Below are 22,582 nucleotides of genomic sequence, written 5' to 3' on the forward strand. Positions count from 1 at the left end.
CCCTCAAAATTGCCGGGGAAGTGGTACAGGAACCTGACTCTGGGTTTAACCCGTTCCAGCTTGCGCCGCGCCTGCTGATGAACACCGCGGACGTAGCAGCAACCCATGCGGTACAGCCGGGCAGCCGCGTCACCTGGCGCTATAAGTTTGGCGGCACGCCTGCCCAGCTTGACGCATATGAAAAATGGCTTCTGCCGCAGCTCAAACCGGAACACCGCTGGTACGGGCTGGAGCAGGACGAAGGGGCGCTCGGTAAATCTCTGGAGCGCTCTCAGCAGTTCCTGCTGCTGTCGGCCCTGTTGACCCTGCTGCTGGCGGTGGCGGCGGTGGCCGTGGCGATGGGGCACTACTGCCGCAGCCGCTACGACCTGGTGGCGATCCTCAAAACCCTGGGGGCGGGCCGGGCGCAGCTGCGCAAGCTGATTGTCGGTCAGTGGCTGATGCTGCTGGTCCTGTCCGCGCTGACCGGCGGAATAATGGGGCTGCTGTTTGAAAAACTGCTGATGGTGATGCTGAAACCGGTGCTACCGGCCGCATTGCCGCCGGCCAGCCTCTGGCCGTGGCTATGGGCAATCGGCGCGATGACGGTAATTTCGCTGCTGGTAGGGCTACGCCCTTACCGACTGCTGCTCGCGACGCAGCCGCTGCGCGTGCTCCGCAGCGATGTGGTGGCGAACGTCTGGCCGCTGAAGTTCTACCTTCCGGTGATTATTGCGGTGGCGGTGGGGCTGCTGGCGTGGCTGATGGGGGGCAGCACGCTGCTTTGGGCGGTACTGGCCGGGGCGGTTGTGCTGGCGCTGCTGTGCGGCGTGCTGGGCTGGATACTGCTCAACGTCCTGAAGAGGCTAACGGTAAAATCCCTGCCCGTGCGCCTGGCGGTCAACCGCCTGCTGCATCAGCCCTGGTCAACGCTCAGCCAGCTGTCGGCCTTTTCTCTGTCGTTTATGCTGCTGGCGCTGCTTTTAGTGCTGCGCGGCGATCTGCTCGATCGCTGGCAGCAGCAGCTTCCCCCGGAAAACCCGAACTATTTTCTGATCAACATTGCCCCAGAACAGGTCACTCCGCTAAAGGGTTTCCTGTCGGAGCATCACATTATCCCTGAGTCGTTCTATCCCATCGTTCGCGCGCGTCTGACGCAGATCAACGGGCAGCCAACGGAGGGGAACAAGGACGAGTCGCTTAACCGCGAGCTGAACCTGACCTGGCAGGAGAAACGCCCTGACCACAACCCGATAACCGCTGGCATCTGGCCGCCGAAAGCGGGAGAGGTGTCGATGGAGGAGGGGCTGGCGACGCGCCTGAACGTGAAGCTGGGAGACAGCGTCACCTTCACAGGGGATACCCAGGATTTTACCGCGAAAGTGACCAGCCTGCGTAAAGTGGACTGGGAAAGCCTGCGGCCAAACTTCTTCTTTATCTTCCCGCCGGGCGCGCTGGACGGTCAGCCGCAGAGCTGGCTGACCAGCTTCCGCTGGGAAAACGGCAACGGCATGCTGACCCAGCTTAACCGGGAGTTTCCGACGGTCAGCCTGCTGGATATTGGGGCGATCCTGAAGCAGGTAGGGCAAGTTCTGGAGCAGGTGAGCCGCGCGCTGGAGGTCATGGTGGTGCTGGTGACAATCTGCGGCGTGCTGTTGCTGCTGGCCCAGGTGCAGGTAGGCATGCGCCAGCGCCATCAGGAGCTGGTGGTCTACCGCACGCTGGGGGCCGGAAAGCGGCTGCTGCGGATGACGCTCTGGAGCGAGTTTGCGCTGCTGGGGCTGGTGGCGGGTCTGGTGGCAGCCATTAGCGCAGAGACGGCGCTGGCGGTGCTGCAGACAAAAGTCTTCGACTTCCCGTGGGAGCCTGACTGGCGTCTCTGGTTGATCCTGCCTCTCTGTGGCGCTGTGCTGCTTTCACTCTGCGGAGGCTGGCTCGGCACGCGGCTGTTAAAGGGCAAAGCCCTGTTCCGTCAGTTTGCGAGTTGATTTAGCACGGTGAAAGTTACGCACCGGTTTTAAATGCCGGTGCGTAGTGTTTAAAAAGCACAAAGTGATAATGCCCACTCATTTAGTAGCACAAATCATTAAAAACCCGACCACACAGCCCGATTATTTCCAGTTAATATTCACCCGCTAAATATTTAGCAGCGTGTCTATTAAGGAAAAATAATGACTATAAAAAAATCAGCGCTGGCGGCAACGATCGGCGCGGCAGTGGCATTGACTACCTTCGCTTCTCAGGCGGAAATCACCGTTCTTAAGCAGGATCCTCAGGCGGGTAACCCGCTGAGCCGCCTGAACTTCACCGTGGGTGGGAGTATCCGTCCACAGTTCAACATGATGACCGGTGACGGCGACAAAGGTTCTTACAAGCGTAACGGCTTCGACGGTGGCACCCGTTTCCGTTTCGCAGCAGATTACTACCTGTTTGATGACATCAGTTGGGTAAGCTACTACGAGCTGGGCGTGAACTTCCCTGCAATGTTCAACTGGGACAACCACTACAGCGAAAGCGACCACGACACGACGCGTCGTATGCTCTACACCGGTCTGAAGAGCGACACCTGGGGTACGCTGACCTTCGGTCAACAGAACAGCGTTTACTATGATGTGGTGGGCGCGAAAACCGATATCTGGGACTACGACATGATCGGTCAGGCACCAGGTAACGGGATCAAAGGCGATTACGACGGCTCTTACCGTTCACGTAATATGCTGAAATATAAGAAAACCGTGGGCGATGCTGACATTTATGCATCCTACCTGTTTGAAGACAGCGAATACCTGCCGGGCAACGGCCTGCGCTACAAGCGTAAAGGCGGCGGTTCACTGGGTCTGGATTACCACCTGACCACCGATCTGACCTGGGGCGCCGCGTGGAACTACACCCGTGCGGATATGCGTAACCCGGCCAATGGCGACAGCAAAACCTACGACCAGAACATCCTCGGTACCGCGCTGAGCTGGACCCCGGACAACTGGACATTCTCCGTTGGCGGCGGCTGGTATCAGAACTTCATGACCACCAAAAAAGTGTCTGTTAACGACTACTTCGCCGGTGATGCATGGGGTATTGAATACTTTGCGGGCTACAAGTTCCCAATTGGTCAGTATGCGGTTAAATCTATCCAGCCTTACTTCATGGGCGACCGTATTGACTACGTGAATGGCCGCAACTACCAGCGCATCGACAACGGCGTGGGTATCAGCTTCCAGCTGGATTACGGTTTCCGCGTGGACTACGAACACGTGTTCACCTCCAGCACCGACGACCTGGGCGACATGAACCTGGTGCGTCTGCGTTACGACTTCTAAGTGATCTTGTAGGGTGCGGCCTGATGCCCTCACCCTGACCCTCTCCCACGGGGAGAGGGAACAAACATTAAAAACGGCAACCCTGGTTGCCGTTTTGCTTTTACCTCGCCACCCGGCTTTCTTTTAGCGATTAAGCCAGTCAGCTACCTCGCCGTACGTCCCGCGATACACAATCTTCTCCGCCTTTTTCTCCAGCTGATAGCCGTACATCGGGTCGTAATAGTCGTTCAGGAGCGGTACAAGCCAGCTGAAGTGCGCGTCCGTGCTGCCAGATCGTTGCTGTTCCAGCAGCGCGGAATCTAACAGCACGGTGAATTCTGCATACCGCTGTAGCCCCAGACGGCGGCGTATGGCGAACAGGCCGTGGTGCAGGTACTCGCTGTACGCTTTCCAGCCCGCTTCCTCGCCGTAGGCAGCAGAAAAATCCGCCCACATATGGTCGAAATACTCTTCGCGCAGGCGTTCAAGACGGATTTCAAACGGATCCTCTACCACCACGATAGGCGCTTCAACCATCCGGTCGCGCAGGCACTCCGGCAGGTGGTTAGAGCCAATCATCCGACCTTCATCTTCCAGCACCCAGCGCGCGGCGTCTTTTTTCAATAGTTCAACCGCAAGGTGGTTTTCAAAGCTCGCCTGGGAAAGCTGCGGCGTGAGCGTGCGGCCAAACGACGAACCGCGATGGTGCGCCAGCCCTTCCAGATCGATGCCCTGCGCGTGCTGCTTCACCAGCAGGGTTTTACCGTTTCCGGTACAGCCGCCGATAAGCACTATCGGCTTTTGTGACTGCTCAATCGTCACCTGAATCGCCGTCTGGCGCAGGGCTTTATAGCCGCCGCGGATCAGCGGGTAGTCGATGCCCGCCTCTTTAAGCCAGGCCTGCGAGATATGCGAGCGCTGACCGCCGCGCGCGCAGCAGAGAAAGCCCTCAGGATGGGCAAGGCTGGCTTCACGCCAGGCGTTAATACGTGCCTCACGCGTCTCGCCGTTCACCAGGCTATGGCCAAGCGCCAGCGCGGCCTCGGGGCCCTGGCGTTTATAGCAGGTGCCGACGGCGGCGCGTTCGTCGTCATTCATCAACGGCAGGTTAATGGCGGCGGGCATCGCACCCTGGGCAAATTCGATCGGCGCGCGAACGTCGATTAAAGGGGTATCAGACGCGAGGATCACGCGATAGTCCGTTCCATCGTTCATGGTTATTCCAGAAGAAAACTCAGCAGCAATGGGCGGGGATTGTACGCCGGGGAAGGGGAAGGTCAACTCCCCGGCGCAGATGTCTTACTTGAGCTTTGACTGTGCCCAGACGATGCCGCTCGCATATTCCGGCGGCAGGAGAGGGATCATGGCTTCCAGGGTGGCGCTCAGGCGGCCCGTGTCGCTGTCGTTCAGGTTCAGGTGACCGACCTTACGACCCGCGCGAACCTCTTTGTCATACCAGTGCAGATGTACCAGCGGCAGCTTCAGCCAGTCGTAGTTCAGATCGGTGCCGATCAGGTTGATCATCACCGACGGGCTGTCCACCACCGGCTGCGGCAGCGGCAGGTCGGTGATCGCGCGCAGGTGCAGTTCGAACTGGCTGATGGACGCGCCGTTTTGCGTCCAGTGGCCGCTGTTGTGCACGCGCGGTGCAAGTTCGTTGATCAGCAGACCGGACGGGGTGATAAAGCACTCCATCGCCATGACGCCCACATATCCGAGTTCGTGCATGATGGCAGAAAGCATCTCTTCTGCCTGCGCCTGCTGCTCAGCATTGGCGTGCGGGAAGGCGACGCTGGTGCGCAGAATACCGTCCTGATGCAGGTTATGCGTCAGCGGATAAAAGACGGTATGTCCGTCGTGCCCGCGTGCGCCAACCAGTGACACTTCACCGCTAAAGTTGATGCCCTGCTCAACGATGCATTCGCCGTAGCAGTCGTCCGGCAGCTCGGCAGTGTCGTCTGCGCGCAGACGCCACTGGCCACGGCCGTCGTAGCCGCCCACGCGGCGCTTCACGATGGCCAGCTCGCCCAGCATCGCGAAAACATCATTCCACTCGCTTTTATCGGACAGGAGCTGCCACGGCGCGGTCGGCAGGCCGAGCTTGTCGAACAGCTGCTTTTGCGTCAGACGGTCGGCAATGATCGGGAACACGTCGCGGTTTACGAAGGCGTTATGACGCGCCAGTTCGCGGGTCAGCGCGGTTTCCGGCCAGCGTTCGATCTCGGCGGTGATCACGCTCTGGTGGAACGGTACGGCTTCAGGTTCAGCGTCCAGCCCGACGGGCCAGACGGCAATACCCAGCGGCTCACCGGCCTGACGCAGCATGCGGCCTAACTGGCCGTTACCGAGGACGCAAACCTGCTTCATGCCGCACCCCGCGGGTCCGGATTGTCCAGCACTTCGTCGGTCTGGGCTTTACGCCACTCCGCCAGACGCTGATGTAACGCTTTATCGTGCGTCGCCAGGATCTGCGCGGCCAACAGGGCAGCGTTCGCCGCGCCCGCTTTGCCAATCGCCAGCGTCCCGACAGGAATACCGCGCGGCATCTGGACGATGGAGTAGAGGCTGTCCACACCGCTTAACGCGGCGCTTTGTACCGGGACGCCCAGAACCGGCACCAGGGTTTTGGCGGCAATCATGCCCGGCAGGTGTGCTGCGCCGCCCGCACCGGCAATGATCACCTCATAACCGTTCTCTTCGGCGCTTTCGGCGAAGCTGAACAGTTTGTCCGGTGTACGGTGCGCGGAGACCACTTCGACGTGGTGCGGAACATTCAGGATTTCAAAGATTTCGGCGGCGAACTGCATGGTAGCCCAGTCGCTTTTGGACCCCATCACGATGGCGACACGCGCCGGATTATTGCGGGAAGACATGCGTCTTAAAACTCCTGTGGTGCGAAACACACTGCTTTCGAGGGCACAGAGAATAGCATGTTATACGGGCAAGGAAAACGGTTGCGCGGTTAAATCTTGAGCCGTTGTTGCCATCAATTCATAACAAAACAGACCGCATTCTGGCGGTCTGTTTTTGTCGAAGGGCAATCATTATTTCGTCAGTTCTGCGGTCATATACACGCGGTTGTCGACCTTCGCGCTGGTGATTTTGTAAGACGCGCCCTGTTCAGCAGCCTGTGCAGCAATTTTCGCTTCTGCGCGGTCAAGGGTTGAACCGGTTGCGCTGACGCTCTGCGCGAAAGCGCCGAAGGAAGCCAGGGAAAGAGCGGTAACTGCAACGAAAGTTTTGATGGATTTCATGGTCGTATTCCTTAAGTAATTTATCTGGGATAGGGCGTGCTGCCCTGATGTGATAAATAATAGGCCGACCACGGGCTGATTAAAATCGAAACAATTTGCCAATATTGTTCAAAAAAATAGAATGAACTGTAAGGGGTTAAAACGGAAAAGCGATCAGCTCCACACCCTCTGGCGTGACTTTGACCATGGATCCTTCTGAGTGCCATGCACCCAACACCACGCGATGGGCCGGTTCGCCGTTGGCGATAAGGGAATGCACGTCTGGACGATGGGTATGCCCGTGGATCAACCACTGAACGCCATGTTTTTCCATCACGTTGACCACCGCGTGAGGATTAACGTCCATGATGGTCATGGATTTGCTGCTGTTGGCGGCTTTACTGCCCGCGCGCATTCTGGCGGCGATGCGGTTGCGGATAAACAGCGGCAGGGCAAGGAACACCTTCTGGATCCACGGGGTGTGGACTTTAGCGCGAAACGCCAGGTAGCCGGTATCGTCGGTGCAGAGCGTGTCGCCGTGCATGATCAGCACCTTGCGGCCGTAGAGGTCGAGCACCTGTTCTTCCGGCAGCAGCGTCATGCCGCTTTCACGGGCGTAGCGCTTGCCGATCAGGAAATCACGGTTGCCGTGAATGAAGTAGCAGGGGACGCCGGAATCCACCAGCGCTTTAATGGCCGAAGCCATTTCACGGTGCAGCGGGTTAGGATCGTCGTCGCCAATCCAGGCTTCAAAGAGGTCGCCCAGGATGTACAGCGCATCGGCGCTTTTCGCTTCACCGCGTAAAAAACGCAGAAAACCGGCGGTTATCGCCGGTTCTTCTGTTTGCAGATGCAGATCCGCAATAAAGAGTGTCGCCACGAATTACTCGCTGACGGTCACGCTTGTAATCACAACGTCTTCTTTCGGAACGTCCTGGTGCATACCGCTGCGGCCAGTAGAGACGGCTTTGATCTTGTCAACCACGTCCATACCTTCAACCACTTCTGCGAATACGCAGTAGCCCCAACCCTGCAGGCTTTCGCCGGAGAAGTTCAGGAAGTCGTTGTCCGCCACGTTAATGAAGAACTGCGCGGTTGCAGAGTGAGGTGCCTGAGTACGCGCCATCGCCAGCGTGCCGCGGGTGTTTTTCAGGCCGTTGTTCGCTTCGTTCTTGATCGGCTCTTTAGTGGCTTTCTGGTTCATGCCAGGTTCGAAACCGCCGCCCTGGATCATAAAACCGTTGATCACGCGGTGGAAAATGGTGTTGTTGTAGAAACCTTCGCGGCAGTAGTCCAGGAAGTTTTTAACTGTTTCAGGCGCTTTGTCATCAAAGGTTTTGATTACGATATCGCCATGATTAGTGTGGAAAGTAACCATTTTTGCATCCTGTTCCGTTATTGTGGTACGTCGACCCGCGTTCGGGTCATCTATAGGGGCTTGTTATAGCATAACCACAGGATGCGATCACCTTGCATTGTGTGCTGCTTCGGGTTTGAATTACGGGTAGAATAGCCGGTTTTCAACCACACACGTGTTTACATGGAATCTTCGATGTTAAAAATCTTTAATACAATGACGCGCCAAAAAGAGGAATTTAAACCTATCCATGCCGGGGAAGTCGGCATGTACGTGTGTGGTATTACGGTTTACGATCTCTGTCACATTGGCCATGGCCGTACCTTTGTCGCTTTTGACGTGGTGTCACGCTACCTGCGTTTTCTGGGCTATACCCTGAAATACGTGCGTAATATCACCGACATCGACGACAAAATCATCAAGCGCGCTAATGAGAACGGCGAAAGCTTTGTCGCGCTGGTGGATCGCATGATCGTTGAGATGCACAAAGATTTCGATGCTCTGAATATTCAGCGCCCGGACAGCGAGCCGCGCGCGACCCACCATATTCACGAAATCATCGAGATCACCGAAAAGCTGATCGCACGCGGTCACGCCTACGTTGCGGACAACGGTGACGTGATGTTCTCGGTGCCAACGGACCCAACCTACGGTTCGCTTTCCCGTCAGGATCTGGATCAGCTCCAGGCCGGTGCCCGTGTCGACGTGGTTGACGTGAAGCGTAACCCGATGGACTTCGTGCTGTGGAAGATGTCCAAAGAGGGGGAGCCAAGCTGGCCATCCCCGTGGGGCGAAGGCCGCCCGGGCTGGCACATTGAGTGTTCCGCGATGAACTGCAAACAGCTGGGCAAGCACTTCGACATTCACGGCGGCGGTTCAGACCTGATGTTCCCGCACCACGAAAACGAAATTGCGCAGTCCACCTGCGCCCACGGCGGCGAGTACGTGAACTACTGGATGCACTCCGGGATGGTAATGGTTGACCGCGAGAAGATGTCGAAATCGCTGGGTAACTTCTTTACCGTGCGCGACGTGCTGAAGTATTACGACGCGGAAACCGTGCGCTACTTCCTGATGTCCGGCCACTATCGCAGCCAGCTGAACTACAGCGAAGAGAACCTGAAACAGGCGCGCTCGGCGCTGGAGCGTCTGTACACCGCGCTGCGCGGTACCGACAGGTCTGTTCCTGCTGCAGGTGGCGAAGCGTTCGAAGCGCGCTTTATTGAGGTGATGAACGACGACTTCAACACCCCGGAAGCCTACTCCGTGCTGTTCGACATGGCGCGCGAAGTGAACCGCCTGAAGTCAGAAGATATGGCGGCGGCGAATGCGCTGGCGTCCCACCTGCGTAAGATCTCTTCCGTGCTCGGCCTGCTGGAGCAGGATCCGGACGTGTTCCTGCAGAGCGGTGCGCAGGCGGATGACGGCGAAGTGGCGGAAATTGAAGCGTTGATCAAAGCGCGTCTGGAAGCGCGTCAGGCGAAAGACTGGGCGGCGGCCGATGCGGCGCGTAACCGTCTGACCGAGATGGGCATCATTCTGGAAGACGGCCCGCAGGGTACCACCTGGCGCCGTAAGTAAGTCTGTAACGCCCGGTGGCGCTTACGCTTACCGGGCTTACGGGTAAAAGTAGGCCGGGTAAGGCGCAGCCGCCACCCGGCTTTTTTTTACCTTCTTCTCCACCACAACATTCCCATTAGCACAACCCCCGGCAGCCACACCCACAGCAGTTCTGAAATAATCACCTGATGCCCGTACGGCGTGGTATAGCGTGAGAGCGCAAACGGCGCGACCTTAATCACCTGCCACGGCGCAAAGAAGCGTTCATCTGACCACGGCCACAGCCAGCCGACGCCTTTTCCGCCTGTGGTAATCGAATCCAGCAGGCTGTGCGACAGCAATGACACCGTTAAAAACAGCCAGCACCGCGTCAGGCTGGCCCTGAACCATCGTCGTCCAGTCAGCACGCAAAGTATCGGCACCGCAAAGGCGAACAGCAGGGAGTGGGTAAAGCCGCGATGGCCGAAAACATTTCCATACGCGACGCCGAACTTAAACGCCAGCACGTCGGCGTCCGGCAGCATGGCGAGAACAATCCCGGCAAACAGCAGGCGGGGTGGGATAACTTTTGTCCCCAGGCCTAAGCCCAGACAAAGCGGAACAGCAGCGTGCGTAATAACGGTAGGCATTGACATTATCCATGGCAAATCATGGAAATATAGCAGTAAACCCGCGCCAGCAGACCCGCGTCAAATTCTTATTTTACGCCGACTCGCGCGCGATAAGCTGCCCGGAAAGCGTAATGCGCTGGATTTGCAGCGTCGGCTCCTTTAGCGTGCGAATAATCAGCCCGGCCGCCTGACGCCCCGTCTCTTCGCTGGCGGACGAGACGTAGGTAAATGACGGCGAGGTGAGGTTAACGTGGAGCATATCTTCGAAACCGACCAGCGCAACCTGCTGTGTTAAAAACACATCTTTACCCACCGTACGCCCGACCTGATGAATACCGGAGATGGAGCCGATCATGGCATCCGGCGAGTGGCAGAGCAGGGCGGTGATAGTATTGTTTTTTTCCAGCAGCTGGCGGGTGGCGAAACCCGCTGCCAGCGTGTCATCGCTACAGGCCGGAGAGTATTCATCGCGCCAGACCAGCCCGTTTTGCGCCATCGCGCTGCGAAAACCGAGCAGGCGCTGCTCGCGGATAAGGCAGCCTTCACGTCCGCCAATGTAGGCGATATTGCGATGGCCGCGCTCGATGAGATAACGCACCGCCAGACTGGCCGCCTGTCGGTTATCGCGCATCACCAGATTGCATTTTTCATCCAGCAGCGACTGAGAGACCACCACCAGCGGCAGCGGACAGCGGCGAATCTGTTCCGGCAGGGTAGCGGTGCGGGTATCCGAGGCCAGATAGATCACCCCGGCGACGCCCTGCTGCTTAAACGACAGCAGGCAGCGCTCAAGTTGGTCATGGTCGTTCTGGGGCTGGCCGAGAAAAACCATGTACCCCTGTTTTTCAAGATCCTGGACGATGCTCGCCATCACCTTGATGGAGAAACTGTCGCTAAAGTCACGCAGGATCAGGCCAATCAGATTGGACGTATTGGCGCGGAGGTTGGCAGCGGCAACGTTATGAACATAGCCCAGCGTATTGATGGCAGCGTTGACCTTCTCGATCGTTGCCTCTGAGATTTTCCCTTTCTGGCGCAGCACCAGCGAGACGGTTGAAACCGACACGCCCGCGTGCTTTGCGACATCAATAATGCTGACTTTCTTCAAAACCGCTCCCTGAAATTTACCGATTATCAGCCAGATAAAACACGCCTCCCAGCGTACAGGAGACGTGTCGTTCAGGCATCTTATTATTTGCCGATCATGGTGGACATGGTCTGGGCGATAAACTGTGCTCTGGCACCGAAAATCACCTGAATACCGTTGTCGCCGACGAAGACCACGCCGCGCGCGCCGAGTCCGTTCAGGCCGTCTTTATCCACCACCTCGCTTTTTGTCACTTCCAGGCGAAGACGTGTGATACAGGCGCCGACGGAGTCGATGTTATGCGCCCCGCCCAGCAGGGTGATAATCTCGGTCGCGAGTTCGGAATCCGATTTCTCATCCGCGTTGGCGGTCACTTCAGTGCGGCCCGGCGTTTTCACGTCGAAGCGACGGATCACAAAGCGGAACGTGAAGTAATAAATCAGGCCCATTGGAATGCCGATGATAATGGCGCTCAGGAAGTGGGTCTGATAACCGTTAAACGACGGCAGGATCCCGAATGACAGATAGTCGATAAAGCCCGCGGAGAACGACTTGGCGATATGCGCATGCAGCAGGTACATGGTCATGTAGGCCAGACCCGCCATGATGGCGTTAAAGACGTACAGAATCGGTGCCACGAAGATAAAGGTAAACTCAACCGGTTCGGTGATCCCCGTCAGGAAGCAGGTGAGCGCCGCGGAGAACAGAATACCGGCCGCGATTTTCTTATTCTTCGTATGGGCTTCGTGATACATCGCCAGGCACGCGGCGGGCAGCGCGAACAGCATCAGCGGGAATTCACCCTGCATGAACTTACCGGCGTTCTGGTAGGTATCGCTGCTGAAGGATTTCACCCCCTCTTCCAGCATCTTGAACCAGATGGTCTGGTCGCCATGGATCACCTGGCCTGCCTGGGTGGTGTAATCGCCAAACGAATACCAGAACGACGGATACCAGATATGGTGCAGACCGAGCGGGATCAGCGCGCGCTCCACCAGACCGAAGATAAAGGTCGATGCCGCCTGATTATCGCCGTTCACCACCACGGAGAGCGCGTCGATACCGGCCTGGATATGCTGCCAGACATACGGCAGCAGCAGCCCCATCAGGAAAGAGAGGAACGCCGTTGCAATCGCTACGAAGCGCTTGCCGGAAAAGAAGCCCAGGAACTCCGGCAGCTGCATGGTGTGGAAGCGGTTATAGCACCAGGCCGCGAGAATACCGCAGATCAGGCCGCCAAAGACGCCCATCTGCAGCGTCGGAATGCCCACCACCATGGCGTATTTCCCCCCCTGGGAGGCCATTTCCGGCGTGATGCTCAGCACGGTGCTGATGGTGATATTGGTGACAAACACCGAAACGGCCGCAGACAGCGCCGCGATGCCGGATTCTGACGCCAGACCCACGGCGGAGCCAATGGCAAACAGCATTGGCAGGTTATCAAAAATAACCCCGCCCGCGTTCATCATCAGCGGCAGATGGAACTTATCGCCGAAGGCCAGCAGCAGGCCCGCAGCGGGAAGCAGTGAAATTGGCAGCATTAAGGCGCGACCAATCATCGATAACTTAGACAGCGATTTAACAAACCCTGATATCAGACTCATGCTGATTTCCCCCGAGTAGCGCTTTTTTTTGCGATGTTATTGTAAGTAGAACGTTTTAGTAGAACGTTCTACTTATCGTGAGCAAAGAGTGAAAAACGCGCAACTGAATTTTCACGTTTCAACAGATGAAATAGTGATTATTTGAAGTTGATCGATAAATAACCGTGATGGGTGTGAGGGAATTTTTTATCCCCTCTCCCTGAGGGAGAGGGTTAGGGTGAGGGCATCAAACGGCTCAGGCCGTCACGGTTACGCTCTGTCCTTCAAAGCTCACGGTCTGGCCCGCGACAATCTTGCAGCGCTTGCGCGTTTCTACCACGCCGTCGACTTTCACCCGCCCGTCGGCGATAACGATTTTCGCCTGCGCGCCGCTTTCGCTCCAGCCTTCCAGCTTGAGCAGATCGCACAGCTCAACGTGCGGATGTTTACCTAATGAAAAAGTCGCCATCTTACGCGTCCTCTACGTCGTGATATTCTTCGCATGCCTGCAAAGTATTCTGAATCAGCGTTGCGACGGTCATTGGACCCACGCCGCCCGGTACAGGGGTAATGTAAGAGGCGCGTGCGGCGGCATCTTCATACACCACGTCGCCAACCACTTTGCCGTTTTCCAGACGGTTAATCCCGACGTCCACGACGATCGCACCCTCTTTAATCCACTCGCCCGGAATAAAGCCCGGCTTACCGACCGCGACGATCAGCAGATCGGCATTTTCGACGTGATGACGCAGGTTCTTGGTGAAGCGGTGGGTCACGGTGGTGGTGCAGCCGGCCAGCAGCAGCTCCATGCTCATCGGACGGCCCACGATGTTAGAGGCACCAATCACCACGGCGTTCAGGCCGTAGGTGTCGATGTTATAACGCTCCAGCAGCGTCACAATGCCGCGCGGCGTGCACGGGCGCAGACGCGGCGCACGCTGGCACAGGCGGCCAACGTTGTACGGATGGAAACCGTCCACGTCTTTATCCGGTGCGATACGCTCCAGCACCTTCACGTTGTCGATACCTGCTGGCAGCGGCAACTGAACCAGAATGCCGTCGATTTCTTTATCGGCATTCAGAGTGTCAATAAGTTCCAGCAGTTCTGCTTCGCTGGTGGTTTCCGGCAAATCGTAAGAGCGGGAGACGAAGCCGACCTCTTCACACGCTTTGCGCTTGCTGCCGACATAAATCTGCGATGCCGGGTTGCTGCCAACCAGCACAACGGCCAGCCCGGGGGCGCGTTTTCCGGCGGCTTTACGCGCCTTCACTTTTTCCGCGACCTCAGAGCGCACCTGCTGCGCAATCGTTTTACCGTCAATAATCTTTGCTGCCATCAGAGAGAAGATTCCGTCTGTAACGTTCGAAAGGGGGGATGCGTGTATTTTGTCAGAAGCGAGCCTCGCTGTCAGTCACCCTTTACGCGTTTTTATCAGCAAGACGCAAAAACCCTTCTTAAGGGATGGTCAATTTCTTAGGCGGGATTAGGATGTGACCTGGCGAAATGGCAGCGTTTTGACATATTTAAAAATCGCCTCCTGAGCTACTTTGTCTCCTCCGAAATAAGCTTTCAATTACTCAATTGAACGTATTTCTTATTCCCGATTATTCGCGGGAAGGGTTATTTACATTTTAAAGGAATAGACATGAAACTCAGCAACATTGCTTCTACTGTTATTGCAACTTTGGCCCTGGTTGCGGGTGCCGCAAATGCAGCAGATCCTGCTGCGCCGGTTTCCGTAAATGGCGGTACCGTACATTTTAAAGGTGAGCTGGTTAATGCCGCTTGTTCAGTAAATACGGATTCTTCCGAGCAGACCGTTAATCTGGGTCAGTATCGCACCGCGAAATTTACTAAAGTGGGCGACACCACCTCTAATATTCCATTCAACATTGAACTGAATGATTGCGATCCGCTGGTTGCCAAAACTGCAGCTGTTGCGTTCACCGGTCAGATCGACCCAACCGACAAAACCCTGCTGGCCGTGACCTCCGGTAACAACGACAACACCGCGAAAGGCGTGGGTATCGAGATCCTCGACAGCAAATCCAGCGTTCTGACCCCAGACGGCGCGACCTTCTCTGCTGCGCAGACGCTGATCGAAGGGACCAACACCCTGAAGTTCACCGCGCGTTATAAATCAACGGCTGCCACCACCGAGCCGGGCCAGGCGAACGCTGACGCCACCTTCGTAATGAAATACGAGTAATTCCTCCGCACAGGGATGTTCAGGCCTCAGGGACGAGGCCCGTCATACGCTATTGCCAGGAACGAAGGATGACAAGGACTGGAACACTACTGCTGTTAACCCTTGCGATGGCTTGCCCGGCTTCGGCGCATACCGTGGTGATCGAAGGTGGCAAGGTTCATCTTCGGGGTGAACTGGTGAACGGCGGCTGCGCCGTGGCGCCAGATAGCCAGAATATGCGCATCGACATGGGGCAGTACCGAACCAATTCATTTTCCGGCGTGGGCAGTTTTTCCACGGTGAATGTGCCTTTCACCGTGCGGCTGCTGGACTGCAGCGTGGATGTTTCGCGCACGGTGGGGATCCAGTTTCAGGGCGTCACACCCGCAGAGGATCCGCAGGTCTTTCTGGCGACATCGCGGCCGGGTGAAACACCTGTCAACAGCGGCGTCGGGCTGGCGCTCTTTGACGAACAGCAGCGTCAGATTATCCCAAACGCCACGGCCGTCAGCTGGCTGCCGATCGAAACCCGCGAGCTCGCGTTCCATTTTAGCGCTCGCTATCGGGTTATTTCCGAACATCTCGAGCCAGGCAAAATTCAGTCGGATGTCTGGTTTACGTTGATTTATCCATAACACCTGCGAACACATTATTAAAGGTACGGTTGTGATGAATACCCTAATTAAACCAGGACTTTTTTTATCGTTTATTTTGATGATGGTTTCTGCCTGCGCAAATGCATCCGGCGGTATTGCGCTGGGGGCCACCCGCGTTATTTATCCGGCAGAGGCGAAGCAAACGTCGCTGGCGATCACCAACAGCAACAAACAGGAACGCTATTTAATTAACGCGTGGATCGAAAATGCGAACGGGCAAAAAGAAAAAACCTTTGCCGTCACGCCGCCCCTGTTTGTTAGCGAGCCGAACAGTGAAAACACGCTGCGTATTATTTACGCCGGGCCGGCGCTGCCTGCCGACCGCGAATCGCTGTTTTACATGAACGTGAAGGCGATCCCGTCAGTGAACAAAGCGAAAACGGAAAACAATAACGTGCTGCAGCTGGCGATCCTCTCGCGCATCAAGCTGTTTGTGCGCCCGAACAACCTGGCGATGCAGCCGGAAGAGGCGCTTTCCCAGCTGCGGTTCGAACGCGCGGGCAGCCACCTCAAAGTTAGCAACGCGTCCCCGTATTACATCACCCTCGTCAATCTGAAGCTGGGCGGGCAGCAGTTGGATAACCTGATGGTTGCGCCGAAAAGCTCGGCTCAGCAGGTGCTGCCAGCCGGTGCCAGCGGTACGCTTTCCTGGCAGAGCGTGAATGACTACGGTGCCATCACCCCGGCGCGTAGCGTCAACCTGTGAGCAGAGTCAGGGCGATGAAAAACCACCAGAGACGTTACTGCCCGGTTGCGCTGGCGCTGATGGCTGCGCTCTGGCCGCAGGCTGGCTGGAGCGAAAGCTATTTCAACCCGGCCTTTTTGTCCGACGACACCGCCAGCGTGGCGGATTTGTCGCGTTTTGAACAAGGACACCAGCAGGCACCCGGCGTTTATCGCGTGGATATCTGGCGCAACGATGAGTTTATCGGTACCCAGGACGTGCGTTTTGAGCAGGCCGAGAACACGCCGCCGGTGGCGGGCGGTTTGTCGGCGTGCATTACGCGCGCGATGCTTGACCGCTTTGGCGTCAACGTTGCGGCGTTTCCCGAGCTGGCTAAGGTGCAGGGCGAGACCTGCGTTCCGCTGGCTACGGCCATACCCGGCAGCGAAACGGTATTCAACTTTGCCTCACAGCGTCTGGACGTCAGCCTGCCGCAGGTGGCATTGCAGAACAGCGCCCGGGGCTATATTCCGCCCGAACAGTGGGATGAAGGCATCCCCGCCGCGCTGGTGAACTACAGCTTCACCGGTAACCGGGGAAGCGAAGACGACAGCTATTATCTGAACCTGCAAAGCGGGTTGAACTATGGCGCCTGGCGTTTACGTAACAACGGCGCATGGCGGTACACGCAGAATAACGGGCAGCGTCACAGCGAGTGGCAGAATATTGGCACCTGGGCGCAGCGCACCGTTATCCCGCTGAAAAGCGAACTGGTGCTGGGCGACAGCAATACCGGGAATGACGTTTTCGACAGCATGGGGTTCCGCGGCGGGCGGCTCTTCTCGTCTGACAGCATGTACCCGGACAGCCTGCAGGGCTACGCGCCGACCGTGCGCGGGATCGCCCGTACGCCCGCTAAAGTGGTGGTTCGCCAGAATGGCTACGTTATCTATCAAAGCTATGTCCAGCCGGGCGCATTTGCCATTACCGATCTTAACCCGACCTCCTCAAGCGGTGACCTGGAGGTCACGGTCGAAGAGAAAGACGGCACCCAGCAGCGCTATACCGTGCCGTACTCCACCGTGCCGCTTCTGCAGCGTGAAGGGCGCTGGAAGTACGACCTCGTCGCGGGGGATTACCGCAGCGGTAACAGCGATCAGGACACGCCGTTCTTCACCCAGGGAACCCTGATTACCGGTCTTGCCAACGGTTACACGCTCTACGGCGGGACACAGCTGGCGTCACGCTATACCGCGGTGGCCGTCGGGGCCGGAAAAAACCTGGGTGACTGGGGCGCGGTCTCGCTCGATATAACCCACGCCCGCAGCCAGCTTGCGGACGACAGCAAGCATGAAGGGCAGTCTCTGCGCTTCCTCTATGCGAAATCCCTTAACGGCTTCGGCACCAACTTCCAGCTGCTGGGCTACCGCTACTCCACAAAAGGCTTTTACACCCTCGACGATGTCGCCTGGCGCTCAATGGAAGGCTATCAGTATGCCGATAGCCAGAACGATAACGATGTGCCAGACGTGCAGAGTTATCACAACCTGACGTGGAATAAAAAAGGCCGCTTCCAGCTCAACGTATCTCAGTCGCTGGGGGACTACGGCTCGGTCTATATCTCCGGTAGCGAGCAGACCTACTGGGGAACCGATGAGACGAACCTCTGGTACCAGTTGGGCTATGCGGGCGGCGTGAAGGGAATCAACTACTCCGTTTCGTGGTCGTGGAACAAATCCGTTGGGATAGACGGCACCGATCGGATCGCGTCATTTAACGTCTCCGTGCCGTTCAGCCTCTTTACCCGTCAGGGCTATCGCCGGGACAGCGCGATTGATCGCGCCTACGCTACGGCATCCGCCAGTCGAAACAGCGATGGCGACACAAGCTGGCAAACCGGCGTCAGCGGAACGCTGCTGGAGGACCGCAACCTGAACTACAGCGTGACCCAGGGACACACCAGCACCAACGGCGCAAGCGGAAGCGCCAGCGCCAACTGGCAGGCGACCTACGGCACATTGGGCGTGGGCTACAACTACAGCGACGATCAGCACGATCTCAACTGGCAGCTCTCCGGCGGGGTGGTCGGACACGCCGACGGCGTGACCTTCAGCCAGCCGCTGGGCGACACCAACGTGCTGATCAAAGCGCCGGGAGCATCAGGCGTCAGCATTGAAAACCAGACCGGGGTGAAAACCGACTGGCGAGGCTACGCGGTGATGCCGTATGCCACCGTCTATCGCTACAACCGCGTGGCGCTGGATACCAACACCATGAGCAACAACACCGATATCGAAAACAACGTGAGCAGCGTGGTGCCGACGAAAGGCGCGCTGGTGCGCGCCAGCTTTGATACCCGCATTGGCGTGCGCGCTTTGCTGACGGCGATGCGCGGTAACCAGCCCGTGCCGTTCGGCGCGGTGGTCCGTGAAACCCGAAGCGGTGTCACCAGCATGGTGGGGGATGACGGGCAAATTTACCTGAGTGGGCTGCCGCTGGAAGGCGAACTGCTGATCCAGTGGGGCGACGGGGCGCAGTCCCAGTGTCGCGCACCTTACAGCTTGTCTGAACAGAGCCTGCAACAGGCAATCACACTTAAGGGGATCAGCTGTGATTAAAACCCAAATCTTTGCCTTGTCGCTGCTGGCGTTACTGCCCGCAACAAACGCATTCGCTACCGTGTGCGTCAATGAGAAAGGCGTGCCGACGGAGGTGCATTACGACCTGACGGATAAATTTAATAGCTCGAATAACCAGATTGGACAGGTCGTAACGCTCAGCGAAAAATCGCAGTGGGTAGGGGTGAATGCCGTCTGCCCGAAGGGCACGACCGGGAACACCACCAAGCGCAGCTATGTGACGGATTACCCGATCACCGGGACCAGCGATGGCTACCAGTATCTGAAGCTGAACGACTATCTGGACGGGGCCATGAAAATCACGGACAGCTATGCTGGCGTGTTTTACCCGCCAAAAAGCTATATCCAGATGGGGAGCCATCCTAACGTCTCCAAAAACAAACCGTTTGGCGTTCAGGACTCCAGCCTGGTCTTCCGTCTTAAGGTGACCCGGCGTTTTATCAACATGGTGGTGATCCCGCGTGCCACCATGTTCCGGGTCTACGTCACCACTACCTCCTCCGATCCGCTAACCACGCCGGTCTATACCATTAGCTACAGCGGAACCATTCAGGTGCCGCAAAGCTGTGCCATTAATGCCGGTAACGTGGTGGAGTTTGATTTCGGTGACATTGGCGCCTCTTTGTTCAGCAAGGCGGGCGTGGGTAACAAGCCGGAGGGCGTCTCATCGCAAAGCAAAACCATTGCGATCAAATGCACCAACGTGGAGGCGAACGCCATGCTGACGATGCGCGTCGAGGCGGAAAAAGTCTCTGATAATGTGCTGGTGTCGGATAACCCGGACGTCGGGTTCATCATTGCCAACGAGAGCGGAGCGCCGCTCACGCCTAACAACCTGACAAGCAAAATTCCGTTCCGCCTTGACGACAGCGCGCAGGCGCAGGTGGGGATCCGGGTCTGGCCGGTGAGCGTGACGGGCAATAAGCCAGCGGAAGGGCGTTTCACCTCGCGCGGGTATTTGCGCGTGGATTACGACTAAGGAGCCAATATGCGAAACGGGATCCGTTTTATCACCGTGGCGCTTTTTGCGCTTTGCACACAGGCTCAGGCGGACACCGCGTTGGGCGAGATTAACATTCGGCTCTACGGCAATATCGTTGATTTTACCTGCGTTGCCGAGGGCAGCGACAGCGACAAGACCGTCACGCTGGGCACCTGGCCCACGAAACAGCTCAGCACCACCGGGAGCCGCACGCAGCCCATGCCGTTTACGCTGAAGCTGACCGGCTGCCCGCCGGGCGCGGCGTCCATTACGTTTTCGGGTAAAGCTGACGGGAGCAATAACGGTTTGCTGGCGCTCAATGACGCCAGTACAGCAAGTCATGTCGCGGTAGAGATCAGGGATGCGGATAAAACGCGTCTGGCTCTCCAGCAGGCCAGCCAGCCGGTGTCGGTTGATGCGCAGGGGAATGCGACATTGTCGTTTTATGCCAATTATATTGCCACCGCAGATAATCCTCAGCCCGGACGAGCCGATGCGGATGCCACCTTTATGATTAACTATAATTAGCACTGACCGCACTCCCTGCAGCTCAGATAAGCTGCAGGGAGTGAATTCAGGTTAAAGCAGTTCGTGCGCTTTGGCGTAATCAATTAATTCTACGATGCTTTGCACACCCAGCTTGGAATAAATATTGGATTTATGCGCGCTAATAGTTTTGTTGCTTAATAGTAGCTGTTCAGCAATTTCCTTATTGGATAATCCATTCGCCAGATACCGTAATACCGTGACCTCACGATTCGATAATGGCATATCTACTGCCATCCCTTTCCCTGAACCCAGGTGGTTTATAAAGTTCAGCGTTTCCGACGGGAAAAAGGAATAGCCCATCAGGATCATTTCTACGGCGTTGTAGATCTCACCCAAATCTTTCCGTTTGCTGACGAAGCCATTTGCCCCGGCGCGAATGGCGCGACCCGCGTAAAATAGCTCTGATTTAGACGAGAGGAACAGAACCTTAATCTCTTTGTTTAAGTTTCTGATTCTCTTAAGTAAAGCGAAAGCATCCGTGCCCGTGAGTTCAATGTCAAGGATCACCAGATCGATAGGGTGATTGCGGATACAGTCAAGGACTTCATGGCTATCGCCAGACTTGAGCTTGACTGCGATATTCTTATTTTTCTGTAGCAGGACTTCTATCGACATTCTGACGATAGGATGTTCGTCCATAATGATAACGGATGCCGGTTTCATTTTTAATGCCTCAGATTGTTAAAAGCGTTATGCAGAGTTTGGTAAAACTCTCGAAATGCCGGAAGGATATAATGTGCAGATCCCTATACCGTAGTATTTCCCTGGAAAGAGCGAAAGCATCCTTGTTTACGTAATGAAAAGAACTATGCCTCAGCGCGGTCATCTCATTAGGCTGGTGTTGGCAAAAAGGTTTTTCTTATTCAAATTTGGTACGCATCTTATTATACAGGGTAAGTTTTTTCCGAAAACCCTGTAAATTAATATCCGCGTATGGGTTTGTATTATCTTCTGGATCTGAATCACTATTTTTTTAAAATTAGCGGAAATATCCTATTATCTCATTTACCGCATATTTTCATCTTTATGTAATAACAAAAAATAACAGATATCTCTGTATGTTGATCAATTGTTAACAAAAATAGACATCATTTCTGGGGGCGAACCCGCGACGCGGAGGTTAAAAATTGCCCTCGCAGGCCGTCAGACCTTCATCCGAAAGTGCTTGCGTTGACCACGATAACGGCGCCAGGTCCGCAGGAGAACATGCTACCCGCTTCGCTTTTTACTCCTGGACGTTGTCGCTAAGCTGCTTGTTTTTACATCATTATCATCTTGTTAACGCTATCTGCATTCGCTTAACGGATGGAGGAAAGTGCTGCCGTTCATTCAATTTATGGCATTTCACAAGGTTTACGCCCATAAATTAGGAATAGTTATAAATTCGATTTTATTGTTAAAAATTAACATTTATGTAACGCAATTGGTAAGTAAATTCCTAAACCGCTTTAGGAAATAAGGGGTTAGGACGTGAGTGAAAACGTGCAGTCTGAGAGGTTATTAAGAAGATGAAGCAATTCCTGGCGATGGCTCAGCCCCAGCTTCAGCAGGATGCAGCTGAGACGATAGATAATGCGGCTATAGGGGCGATTCTGCATCAGGGCAATCTGACGCAGCGTCTTGCCCCGTGAGAGCTCCTGCAGGATGGGCCATTCATTGCGTGAGAACCAGTCTTTATCGGAACCCTGCGGGGGGCGGGTATCCAGCAGGCTGTGCTGGAGCGCGGCGGCGTTCAGTTGGCGTTCGAGCACATGAAAGGGACCTGCCGCTTTGCAGAAGAGGCGGGTGTCGTAATTATCGGCCCGGACTAACAGCCAGGGCGTCAGGTACGGAGGAAACAGGCTATGCCTTCTCAACTGATCCAGTTTCTCCAGCAGCCCCGTGGACCGGCTTTCTATATCCACGACCAGACGGGCGGAGGGCCACTGTGTCTGAGCGATAAGGGCGTCGTCCAGCGTGGCGTAGTCGCAGCAGCTGCTCAGAGGAAACTGCCCGTTGAGAAAGCCGGTGCGCAGGTAGTGATCCTCCGTCACCAGAAGGATAAAAGGGGCGTCTGTTTTGCGGGGCTGGCTGATGGACTGGCTCAAAAATTCGAGTCGGTCGAAAAAGGGGGGAGCAAAAGGTGAGCGCGTAAATCCCAGTGCATCACTTCCTGTACGCCGCCGCCGGTAACGGCGCACTGTCATTCGCATGGTCT

Annotated in this window: 22 protein-coding genes; 9 read left to right on the top strand and 13 right to left on the bottom strand. The window is 56.3% G+C overall.

Features of this window, described 5'->3' with window-relative positions:
* Together ybbP and DOU50_RS09005 are read left to right on the top strand one after the other, a co-directional pair.
* Positions 1–1,967: putative ABC transporter permease subunit YbbP (gene ybbP, locus DOU50_RS09000; protein ID WP_148769230.1), on the top strand; the 1,967-nt coding region annotated here is incomplete at its 5' end.
* A 183-nt stretch (positions 1,968–2,150) separates the two neighbouring features.
* The gene (locus tag DOU50_RS09005) at positions 2,151–3,296 is read left to right on the top strand and encodes a porin (protein WP_024906872.1); all 1,146 of its coding nucleotides are present in this window, start codon (positions 2,151–2,153) and stop codon (positions 3,294–3,296) included.
* A gap of 123 nt (positions 3,297–3,419) precedes the next feature.
* On the opposite strand, the gene mnmH is transcribed toward DOU50_RS09005, so the two are convergent.
* The 6 genes from mnmH to ppiB form a co-directional block, all read right to left on the bottom strand.
* Complete coding sequence (gene mnmH / locus DOU50_RS09010) at positions 3,420–4,490, bottom strand: tRNA 2-selenouridine(34) synthase MnmH (protein WP_148769231.1); 1,071 nt, start codon at positions 4,488–4,490, stop codon at positions 3,420–3,422.
* Between the two features lie 84 nt (positions 4,491–4,574).
* Entirely contained in the window at positions 4,575–5,642 is a 1,068-nt protein-coding gene (gene purK / locus DOU50_RS09015) for a 5-(carboxyamino)imidazole ribonucleotide synthase (RefSeq protein WP_024906874.1), read from the bottom strand.
* Positions 5,639–6,148, bottom strand: coding sequence for a 5-(carboxyamino)imidazole ribonucleotide mutase (gene purE, locus DOU50_RS09020; protein ID WP_014882834.1), 510 nt, complete (start codon positions 6,146–6,148; stop codon positions 5,639–5,641). Before purE ends, purK begins: the two co-directional genes overlap by 4 nt.
* A 171-nt stretch (positions 6,149–6,319) precedes the next feature.
* Entirely contained in the window at positions 6,320–6,529 is a 210-nt protein-coding gene (locus DOU50_RS09025; protein WP_024906875.1) for a YdgH/BhsA/McbA-like domain containing protein, read from the bottom strand.
* A 136-nt stretch (positions 6,530–6,665) separates the two neighbouring features.
* Positions 6,666–7,388 (bottom strand): UDP-2,3-diacylglucosamine diphosphatase, encoded by a 723-nt coding sequence (gene lpxH / locus DOU50_RS09030; protein ID WP_024906876.1) that lies wholly within the window; start codon positions 7,386–7,388, stop codon positions 6,666–6,668.
* A 3-nt stretch (positions 7,389–7,391) separates the two neighbouring features.
* Complete coding sequence (gene ppiB / locus DOU50_RS09035; protein WP_008499327.1) at positions 7,392–7,886, bottom strand: peptidylprolyl isomerase B; 495 nt, start codon at positions 7,884–7,886, stop codon at positions 7,392–7,394.
* Positions 7,887–8,060: 174 nt separating this feature from the next.
* Here ppiB and cysS point away from each other — a divergent pair, with 174 nt between their 5' ends.
* Positions 8,061–9,446 carry a cysteine--tRNA ligase gene (gene cysS, locus DOU50_RS09040; RefSeq protein ID WP_148769232.1) on the top strand — a complete coding sequence of 462 codons (1,386 nt, stop codon included), beginning with the start codon at positions 8,061–8,063 and terminating at the stop codon, positions 9,444–9,446.
* Positions 9,447–9,532: 86 nt separating this feature from the next.
* On the opposite strand, the gene DOU50_RS09045 is transcribed toward cysS, so the two are convergent.
* From DOU50_RS09045 to folD, 5 genes are all read right to left on the bottom strand, one after another.
* Positions 9,533–10,054 carry a metal-dependent hydrolase gene (locus DOU50_RS09045; protein WP_024906878.1) on the bottom strand — a complete coding sequence of 174 codons (522 nt, stop codon included), beginning with the start codon at positions 10,052–10,054 and terminating at the stop codon, positions 9,533–9,535.
* 73 nt (positions 10,055–10,127) lie between these two features.
* A complete protein-coding gene (gene malI, locus DOU50_RS09050; protein WP_148769233.1) occupies positions 10,128–11,144 on the bottom strand; it encodes a Mal regulon transcriptional regulator MalI in 1,017 nt (338 codons plus the stop codon).
* Positions 11,145–11,227: 83 nt separating this feature from the next.
* Complete coding sequence (locus DOU50_RS09055; protein WP_024906880.1) at positions 11,228–12,727, bottom strand: PTS transporter subunit EIIC; 1,500 nt, start codon at positions 12,725–12,727, stop codon at positions 11,228–11,230.
* A gap of 235 nt (positions 12,728–12,962) precedes the next feature.
* Entirely contained in the window at positions 12,963–13,175 is a 213-nt protein-coding gene (ybcJ, locus tag DOU50_RS09060) for a ribosome-associated protein YbcJ (RefSeq protein ID WP_023310640.1), read from the bottom strand.
* Between the two features lies 1 nt (position 13,176).
* Positions 13,177–14,043, bottom strand: a complete 867-nt coding sequence (gene folD / locus DOU50_RS09065) for a bifunctional methylenetetrahydrofolate dehydrogenase/methenyltetrahydrofolate cyclohydrolase FolD (protein ID WP_008499332.1) — start codon at positions 14,041–14,043, stop codon at positions 13,177–13,179.
* Between the two features lie 309 nt (positions 14,044–14,352).
* On the opposite strand from folD, the gene fimA reads away from it, so the two are divergent.
* From fimA to sfmF, 6 genes are all read left to right on the top strand, one after another.
* Positions 14,353–14,916: a type 1 fimbrial major subunit FimA gene (gene fimA, locus DOU50_RS09070; RefSeq protein ID WP_023310641.1), complete on the top strand. Its 564-nt coding sequence runs from the start codon at positions 14,353–14,355 to the stop codon at positions 14,914–14,916.
* Between the two features lie 68 nt (positions 14,917–14,984).
* Positions 14,985–15,530, top strand: a complete 546-nt coding sequence (gene fimI / locus DOU50_RS09075; protein ID WP_148769234.1) for a type 1 fimbrial protein subunit FimI — start codon at positions 14,985–14,987, stop codon at positions 15,528–15,530.
* A gap of 34 nt (positions 15,531–15,564) precedes the next feature.
* Positions 15,565–16,257, top strand: a complete 693-nt coding sequence (fimC, locus tag DOU50_RS09080) for a type 1 fimbria chaperone FimC (protein ID WP_032646209.1) — start codon at positions 15,565–15,567, stop codon at positions 16,255–16,257.
* A gap of 14 nt (positions 16,258–16,271) precedes the next feature.
* Complete coding sequence (locus DOU50_RS09085; RefSeq protein ID WP_148769235.1) at positions 16,272–18,833, top strand: fimbrial biogenesis usher protein; 2,562 nt, start codon at positions 16,272–16,274, stop codon at positions 18,831–18,833.
* Positions 18,826–19,833: a type 1 fimbria D-mannose specific adhesin FimH gene (gene fimH, locus DOU50_RS09090; protein ID WP_024906884.1), complete on the top strand. Its 1,008-nt coding sequence runs from the start codon at positions 18,826–18,828 to the stop codon at positions 19,831–19,833. The genes DOU50_RS09085 and fimH overlap by 8 nt, the downstream gene beginning before the upstream one ends.
* A 9-nt stretch (positions 19,834–19,842) precedes the next feature.
* Positions 19,843–20,364 (top strand): fimbria assembly protein, encoded by a 522-nt coding sequence (gene sfmF / locus DOU50_RS09095; RefSeq protein WP_032646212.1) that lies wholly within the window; start codon positions 19,843–19,845, stop codon positions 20,362–20,364.
* Positions 20,365–20,415: 51 nt separating this feature from the next.
* Here sfmF and fimZ read toward each other — a convergent pair whose 3' ends face one another.
* Positions 20,416–21,048: a fimbria biosynthesis transcriptional regulator FimZ gene (fimZ, locus tag DOU50_RS09100; protein WP_024906886.1), complete on the bottom strand. Its 633-nt coding sequence runs from the start codon at positions 21,046–21,048 to the stop codon at positions 20,416–20,418.
* An 800-nt stretch (positions 21,049–21,848) separates the two neighbouring features.
* Positions 21,849–22,577, bottom strand: a complete 729-nt coding sequence (locus DOU50_RS09110; RefSeq protein ID WP_048991448.1) for a helix-turn-helix transcriptional regulator — start codon at positions 22,575–22,577, stop codon at positions 21,849–21,851.
* Between the last annotated feature and the right edge of the window lie 5 nt (positions 22,578–22,582).

It is taken from the genome of Enterobacter sp. C6 (assembly GCF_008122455.1).
GTDB lineage: Bacteria > Pseudomonadota > Gammaproteobacteria > Enterobacterales > Enterobacteriaceae > Enterobacter > Enterobacter pseudoroggenkampii.

What these genes read in the sequence shown, in the direction of transcription:
- DOU50_RS09005 (WP_024906872.1), top strand. Translation starts at nt 2,151, where the DNA reads ATGACTATAAAAAAATCAGCGCTGGCGGCAACGATCGGCGCGGCAGTG.
- mnmH (WP_148769231.1), bottom strand. Translation starts at nt 4,490, where the DNA reads ATGAACGATGGAACGGACTATCGCGTGATCCTCGCGTCTGATACCCCT.
- purK (WP_024906874.1), bottom strand. Translation starts at nt 5,642, where the DNA reads ATGAAGCAGGTTTGCGTCCTCGGTAACGGCCAGTTAGGCCGCATGCTG.
- purE (WP_014882834.1), bottom strand. Translation starts at nt 6,148, where the DNA reads ATGTCTTCCCGCAATAATCCGGCGCGTGTCGCCATCGTGATGGGGTCC.
- DOU50_RS09025 (WP_024906875.1), bottom strand. Translation starts at nt 6,529, where the DNA reads ATGAAATCCATCAAAACTTTCGTTGCAGTTACCGCTCTTTCCCTGGCT.
- ppiB (WP_008499327.1), bottom strand. Translation starts at nt 7,886, where the DNA reads ATGGTTACTTTCCACACTAATCATGGCGATATCGTAATCAAAACCTTT.
- cysS (WP_148769232.1), top strand. Translation starts at nt 8,061, where the DNA reads ATGTTAAAAATCTTTAATACAATGACGCGCCAAAAAGAGGAATTTAAA.
- DOU50_RS09045 (WP_024906878.1), bottom strand. Translation starts at nt 10,054, where the DNA reads ATGCCTACCGTTATTACGCACGCTGCTGTTCCGCTTTGTCTGGGCTTA.
- DOU50_RS09055 (WP_024906880.1), bottom strand. Translation starts at nt 12,727, where the DNA reads ATGAGTCTGATATCAGGGTTTGTTAAATCGCTGTCTAAGTTATCGATG.
- ybcJ (WP_023310640.1), bottom strand. Translation starts at nt 13,175, where the DNA reads ATGGCGACTTTTTCATTAGGTAAACATCCGCACGTTGAGCTGTGCGAT.
- folD (WP_008499332.1), bottom strand. Translation starts at nt 14,043, where the DNA reads ATGGCAGCAAAGATTATTGACGGTAAAACGATTGCGCAGCAGGTGCGC.
- fimA (WP_023310641.1), top strand. Translation starts at nt 14,353, where the DNA reads ATGAAACTCAGCAACATTGCTTCTACTGTTATTGCAACTTTGGCCCTG.
- fimI (WP_148769234.1), top strand. Translation starts at nt 14,985, where the DNA reads ATGACAAGGACTGGAACACTACTGCTGTTAACCCTTGCGATGGCTTGC.
- fimC (WP_032646209.1), top strand. Translation starts at nt 15,565, where the DNA reads ATGAATACCCTAATTAAACCAGGACTTTTTTTATCGTTTATTTTGATG.
- DOU50_RS09085 (WP_148769235.1), top strand. Translation starts at nt 16,272, where the DNA reads ATGAAAAACCACCAGAGACGTTACTGCCCGGTTGCGCTGGCGCTGATG.
- sfmF (WP_032646212.1), top strand. Translation starts at nt 19,843, where the DNA reads ATGCGAAACGGGATCCGTTTTATCACCGTGGCGCTTTTTGCGCTTTGC.
- fimZ (WP_024906886.1), bottom strand. Translation starts at nt 21,048, where the DNA reads ATGAAACCGGCATCCGTTATCATTATGGACGAACATCCTATCGTCAGA.
- DOU50_RS09110 (WP_048991448.1), bottom strand. Translation starts at nt 22,577, where the DNA reads ATGCGAATGACAGTGCGCCGTTACCGGCGGCGGCGTACAGGAAGTGAT.